Here is a 6,160-nt window from a genome sequence, read left to right as displayed (position 1 = left end):
CCGCTACCCTGATTTTGACTCATTTCCCCGTTTGGGCCCTTTTATTCAGGGCCTTGGCCTATTGGGGCGAGACCGGTCTAACTGGATCGTCATCGGCGCTGCGCAACGACCCAAGCTTCCAAGCCCCGGGGTAACAAAATATGTTGGCGTAATAATCGGATCAAATAGGCCAAAGCTAAGGTGTGCTTTACGCCATTTAAACCCTGATCGCACTCCTCTAGTGACTAACAAGCAGACCCTTGCCTTGGCAAAAGGTACTAATTTGTAGATGCATAAACGCTGATCGACGCGGCTTAAGGTGCAAATCGATCCACCTACCACCCTTAAAAGACTGAAAAAGCAGATCTATAGCACTTTTTCCGGGCACCTAAAACGCTGCCAATAGGCCTTTTAACGCTGGATTATTGTAAAATTAGGCTGTGGGCAACCAGGGGTATAAGCCTGTGACTAAAGGTGTGGATAACAATTAGCCTCTTAGGCTGTGGATAAGTAGCTCTTTTATACACAGCTTAAGCGCCCCTTGTTCGCAGCCTATCGACCGATACACCACGCGCTTGTCATTGTCGTAAGTTATTGTTTTTAAAGTATTTTTTTGACATAACCCCAGAAAAAGGCGCACTCAATAAGTAACAACAAATAACAATAAACATATATATATATAATATTAACTTACTTATGAAACCCTGTTTAAACATCGAAAAGGTCAGAACCCAACTCAAGACAAAACCAACCATGAGAAAACAAATAGCGTTGTTTAAAAAAACACCGTTGATTTGAGTACAGAAAATCATTAGAATCGCCCATCCAAATTTCAGGTCATTAGCCGCGCCTAGCTACGTCTGATGACACCAAACCCATGTTGCACACTTGCTGCTGCAACTGAAGAGAGACCGGAACATGAAACGTACATTTCAACCAAGCAATCTGAAGCGCGCGCGCAGTCACGGTTTTCGTGCTCGCATGGCAACCAAGAACGGCCGTAAGTTAATCGCCCGTCGCCGTGCACGCGGTCGTGCTCTGCTGAGCGCTTAAACACTGCTGCCTGTCCAGACAGAAGTGCCAATATCGTTCGGATACCCGCGTACGCTGCGTTTGTTGACAGCCGCCGACTTCCGAACCGTATTCGACCAGGTTGACGTCAAGGCGCCATCCGACCTCTGCCTGCTGCTTGCGCGTTTTAATAAACAAGACCAACCTCGTCTTGGATTTATTATTTCGAAGAAGAATATCAAACGCGCAGTCGAACGAAATCGCATAAAGCGCATCGCTCGGGATTACTTGCGCTTGCACCAGCACGAGTTACCGAATCTCGATATCGTTTTTATGGGTCGGAAAGGCCTCGATAAGAGCACCAATATTGAGATTTACCAGTTGCTGAACAAGCAGTTTAGCAAGTTAAAGAAACGCGCCAGCGCCTGCTAAAACCACCCCACCACCCTGCTAAACCTAGCTTAATCTTTACTTTGATGAATAGAACTGGCATCTCGGGCCGCTGACAGGTAGTATTTCGCCGTTTTTTCCTGCATAAAACGGCTCAAACGAGTTTTTGCCCGTTATCCAATCTAACTGGAACTGATTTATTATGGATGTACGCCGAATTACCTTAATTGCAGGCCTCGCAATTGTCTCTTATTTGATGATTTTTACTTGGTCGAATGATTATTCTAATACCAGGCCGGTTGCTCAGGAAACCTCGGTAGCTGCAAGCGCTGTAACACCAAGCTTAGGTGCTAGCGACGTGCCTGCTGGTAATGTTGATACCGAAACGGACAGCCGTGTAGCTGATCAACCGGTTTCCACTGGCAACCAGGTTAGGGTATTTACCGACACTCTGAACGTTATTATCGATCTGAACGGTGGCGACGTTATCTTAGCCGCACTGCCGCAGTATCCAGCGAGTCTCGAAACCCCCGACAGCCCGTTTAAAATATTGGAATATGGTGACCGGACCTATAATGCCCAGAGCGGTTTAGTCGGGGCAGATGGCATCGATACCAAGGCGCGTGCCCGCTACACCGCCAAGCAGGATCGTTTCGATCTCAATGGTAGTCAACTCGAAGTCCGTTTGAGCCATGTTGCAGATTCCGGTCTCAGCGTGGACAAGGTGTTCACCTTTACCCAAGGCAGCTACCTGATTGGTCTGCGCTTTGAACTGACCAACAACAGCACACGAACCTTATCGACAAATATGTTTGCCCAGTTACGGCGTGATAAGTCGGAAGATCCAAGCAGTATGGGCGGCATCGGTATGAATTCCTACCTAGGTACGACTTTCTCCACGGTGGAGTCGGCCTACGAAAAAGTATCCTTTAAAGATTTAGAGAAAGAAAAATACACCAATACCAGCACGGGCGGCTGGGTCGCGATTATCCAACATTATTTCTTAACTGCATGGGTGCCCGGCGCCAATGACACCAATGGTTTTTATGGTGAGCAAGGTGGTAATGGCCTCTACTATGCTGGCTTTAAGGCGCCAACCCTGGTGATCGCACCGGGCGAGACCGCGCAGGCCAATGCGGGTCTTTATGTTGGTCCAAAAGACCAAGATTCGCTTATTGTTGTGGCCAAAAACTTGGAAAAAACGGTCGACTACGGCTGGTTATGGTGGATCGCTCAACCCATCTTTAAATTAATGCAGTTTATTCACGGCTTGGTAGGCAACTGGGGCTGGTCCATCGTACTGATGACGTTGCTGTTAAAACTGTTGCTCTACCCGCTCACCTCGGCCTCATACCGATCAATGGCGAAGATGCGTAAGTTTACGCCGAAAATCCAGGAGCTGCGGGAGCTCTACGGCGACGACCGGGCTCGCATGAGTCAGGAAACGATGAAGCTTTATCAGAAAGAAAAGCTTAATCCGCTTGGTGGTTGTTTGCCGATGTTGGTGCAGATGCCGGTCTTTATCGCGCTCTATTGGGTCTTAATGGAGTCGGTCGAACTGCGCCAATCGCCCTTTATGTTCTGGATCGTCGATCTATCGATTAAGGATCCGTTCTTTGTCCTACCGTTGCTGATGGGCGGCTCGATGTTCGTGCAGATGCAGATGCAGCAGCAGCCGTCGATGGACCCGATGCAGGCTAAGATCATGAAGTTTATGCCGGTGATGTTTACCTTTATGTTTTTGTGGTTCCCGGCGGGTTTGACCCTCTACTGGTTTATTAACAACCTGTCGACCATCACCCAGCAACACATGGTAAACAAGAGTGTGGCGCGTGCCGATGCCAAGCTTGTTCAGGATAAACTTATCCAGAAAAATAAAGCCTAACGAACCGTCTCTTTGAGTCCATCGGCCATGGGAAAGGCAGAGCTTGCTCTGCCTTTTTGCATTGTGTAGCGTTAATCTATCCATCCCTCACCACAGGGTCACATCGGGGTCAACCATATGTATCATTCGAGTGAAACCATTGTCGCCGTCGCCACGCCGCCTGGGCGCGGCGGTGTTGGCATCATTCGTATTTCCGGTGCCAAGGCGCGGGACCTGGCAACAGGCCTGTTACAGCTCGAGCCTAAGCCTCGCTATGCCCATTACGGCCCCTTCTATGACGACCTACAGCAGGTGATTGACAGCGGTATCGCGCTATTCTTTCCTGGCCCGCATTCCTTTACCGGTGAAGACGTTTTAGAACTGCAGGGTCACGGTGGTCCGGTGATACTCGAGATGCTGCTCGAACAGCTGGTGCGCCTTGGTTGTCGCTTGGCCCGGCCGGGAGAGTTCTCGGAGCGGGCGTTCCTCAATGATAAGATCGACCTGACCCAGGCGGAGGCGATCGCCGATCTGATTGACGCCAGTTCTCGCGAGGCGGCTCGATCGGCCGTTCGATCGTTGCAGGGTGACTTTTCCAAGGCTGTTCACCGTCTGGTGGAACAGTTAATTCAATTGCGCATCTATGTTGAGGCCGCGATCGACTTTCCCGAAGAGGAGATCGACTTTCTCTCCGACGGCAAGGTAGAGGGCGATTTACGCGGCATAATGGCCCAACTTGCGACCGTCGTGGCGACGGCGAATCAGGGTAGCCTGATGCGTGAAGGCATGACGGTAGTGCTTGCCGGTCGGCCAAACGCCGGAAAATCCAGTCTGCTCAACGCCTTGGCCGGCCACGATCGGGCCATTGTGACCGAGGTAGCCGGCACCACCCGTGATGTTCTCAAGGAACCCATTCATCTAGACGGGATGCCCCTACATATAATCGATACCGCAGGTCTGCGCGATACCCCCGACGCGATAGAACGCATTGGCGTGGCGCGAGCCTGGACGGAAATTGAAAACGCCGACCGTATTTTGCTGTTGGTCGACGCCAGTGAATCGGCCGGCACCGAACCTGACCAGATTTGGCCCGATCTGATGCATCGTCTGGTTGATCGGCAAAATATCACCGTGGTGCGTAACAAGATCGATAAGACTGGCGAGACGGCCGGCTTTACCGCGTCCGAGCCGCCGGTTTTGCGCCTCTCGGTGCAGCAGGGCGAAGGGATCGAGGCCTTGCGCAGTCATCTAAAACAGCTGATGGGCTTCACCGGTAACCACGAGTCCGGTTTTATCGCGCGTCGGCGCCATCTGGATGCCTTGGCCGTGGCCGAAGCCGCGCTCGACTCTGGCTTGGCCCAACTGCTTGGGCCGGCCGCAGGGGAATTGCTCGCCGAGGATCTGCGCTTTGCACAGAATGCGCTCAATGAGATCACCGGTGAATTCAGTCCCGACGACTTGCTGGGACGAATCTTCAGTAGCTTCTGTATTGGCAAATAGCCCTTTTGCCGCCTACTTGGCGCGAAAATCTTTGTGACAGGCCGAGCAGGCCTTACCAACGTCGCTAAAGGCTGCCTTCATCTGCTCCAAGCCCATTCCCGCCACGCCATCTAAGAGCGCACTGGCATTGCCCAGATCAGTTAAATAGCTGCCGGCCTTAGGCCAGGTCGACCAAAGTTCTGGTTTGGTCTTGGTGTCGTTACCGGCAACGCTCATATCCGAACCGACCACCCAGACCGAGCTCATGTTCATCTGCGCAGCCAATTTCAGATTCAGCGCGGCGGTTTGGGCCAATTCGGCATCATAGGGTACTTTCCCGCGCACCATATTGGCTAACAGGCCGTTGTTGTAGGCTAGGACTTGCATAAAGGACTGGCGCGCCTTGATCTCGCGGTCAAAGTCTCCCGCAAGGGCCGTGGTAATGAGGGCTGCGCCAAGGCACAGAAAAAGCGTTTGTTTACGTTTCATGGTTGATCACCCGCTCCGGTTAAGTGGTTAAAGACAGCGTTGTTTGCTTAAGCACCCATAAGTCTAGAGGCAAATTCATGGATAACAATTCCAGTCATTGGTGGCCAGTATTTGTCTTCAAGTACTCCGGTCACGATGAATACAGACATTAAACATAGAGTCGCTTGCATCGGCAGACCCAAGCGGCATAATCAAGACCATATACAAATTAGAGCCGCGCTAATTCAAGCGACAGCTGTCGAACTTTATTTGACGACGGACTCATGAGAATGGCAAGGCTATCGACGACGGGGCGAAGCAAAAATGTTAGCGCGAGCAACACAGAGGAGGTCAAAAAAGACCCCATTATTAATCAAAGGCTTATCGGAGTTTTTTTACCATAAAGCCAACGTTAAGATAGGTCTTTTGGTTACCGCCCTGTTTTTGGCCTACCTCCTGCTGGTTATGTTAGCCAAAGCCACAGGCTTTGAAGTGACCGGTAGCACGATAAAATCGCTCGGGACGTCGTTCGGTTTCGATCAGGCCGACATTAGGGAGTTTCTGGCCGCGCGCAGCGACAACATGATCGAGGCCTACATCCGTTTTAATCAGATTTGGGATACACTTTTTGGCCTAACCTACGGCCTAATGTATGTGGTCTGGGTGTCGGTTTTATTCAAACCCTTGGCCCATAAAACTGGTCTGCTGAACCTGTTGCCCTTGAATCAGGTGTTGTTCGATTGGCTGGAAAATTATCAGCTGGAGGTGATAGCCAAGCAGTACCTGGCCGATGGCCTGATTGCGTCATCTAACGCGCAGCTGGCCTCAGTGTTCTCTATGATCAAATGGGCCTGTTCTGGCTTGACCTATCTGTTGATTCTGGTGGGGATAGTAATGCTAATTGCACGCGCTCTGGGCAATAAAAAATAGCCACCGCGGCTAGAATAATGGCCAGCCTAGGGCAGGATA

General features: G+C 51.0%; 6 protein-coding genes. 5 read left to right on the top strand and 1 reads right to left on the bottom strand.

Annotated elements, in window-relative coordinates; translation table 11 throughout:
- Positions 1–897: 897 nt before the first annotated feature.
- The 4 genes from rpmH (at position 898) to mnmE (ending at position 4,744) form a co-directional block, all read left to right on the top strand.
- Entirely contained in the window at positions 898–1,032 is a 135-nt protein-coding gene (gene rpmH, locus REIFOR_RS16725) for a 50S ribosomal protein L34 (protein WP_100258640.1), read from the top strand.
- Between the two features lie 24 nt (positions 1,033–1,056).
- The gene (gene rnpA / locus REIFOR_RS16720; RefSeq protein ID WP_100258639.1) at positions 1,057–1,422 is read left to right on the top strand and encodes a ribonuclease P protein component; all 366 of its coding nucleotides are present in this window, start codon (positions 1,057–1,059) and stop codon (positions 1,420–1,422) included.
- Between the two features lie 160 nt (positions 1,423–1,582).
- A complete protein-coding gene (gene yidC / locus REIFOR_RS16715) occupies positions 1,583–3,265 on the top strand; it encodes a membrane protein insertase YidC (RefSeq protein ID WP_100258638.1) in 1,683 nt (560 codons plus the stop codon).
- A gap of 117 nt (positions 3,266–3,382) precedes the next feature.
- Entirely contained in the window at positions 3,383–4,744 is a 1,362-nt protein-coding gene (mnmE, locus tag REIFOR_RS16710) for a tRNA uridine-5-carboxymethylaminomethyl(34) synthesis GTPase MnmE (RefSeq protein ID WP_100258637.1), read from the top strand.
- Positions 4,745–4,756: 12 nt separating this feature from the next.
- On the opposite strand, the gene REIFOR_RS16705 is transcribed toward mnmE, so the two are convergent.
- Positions 4,757–5,212: a c-type cytochrome gene (locus REIFOR_RS16705; protein WP_100258636.1), complete on the bottom strand. Its 456-nt coding sequence runs from the start codon at positions 5,210–5,212 to the stop codon at positions 4,757–4,759.
- A gap of 405 nt (positions 5,213–5,617) precedes the next feature.
- On the opposite strand from REIFOR_RS16705, the gene REIFOR_RS16700 reads away from it, so the two are divergent.
- Positions 5,618–6,121 carry a hypothetical protein gene (locus tag REIFOR_RS16700; RefSeq protein ID WP_100258635.1) on the top strand — a complete coding sequence of 168 codons (504 nt, stop codon included), beginning with the start codon at positions 5,618–5,620 and terminating at the stop codon, positions 6,119–6,121.
- The last annotated feature ends 39 nt before the right edge of the window (positions 6,122–6,160 follow it).

The sequence above is a fragment of the Reinekea forsetii genome, assembly GCF_002795845.1.
GTDB lineage: Bacteria > Pseudomonadota > Gammaproteobacteria > Pseudomonadales > Natronospirillaceae > Reinekea > Reinekea forsetii.
The sequence above is the reverse complement of the archived record's forward strand: the minus strand, read 5'-3'. Positions and strand labels throughout refer to the sequence as shown.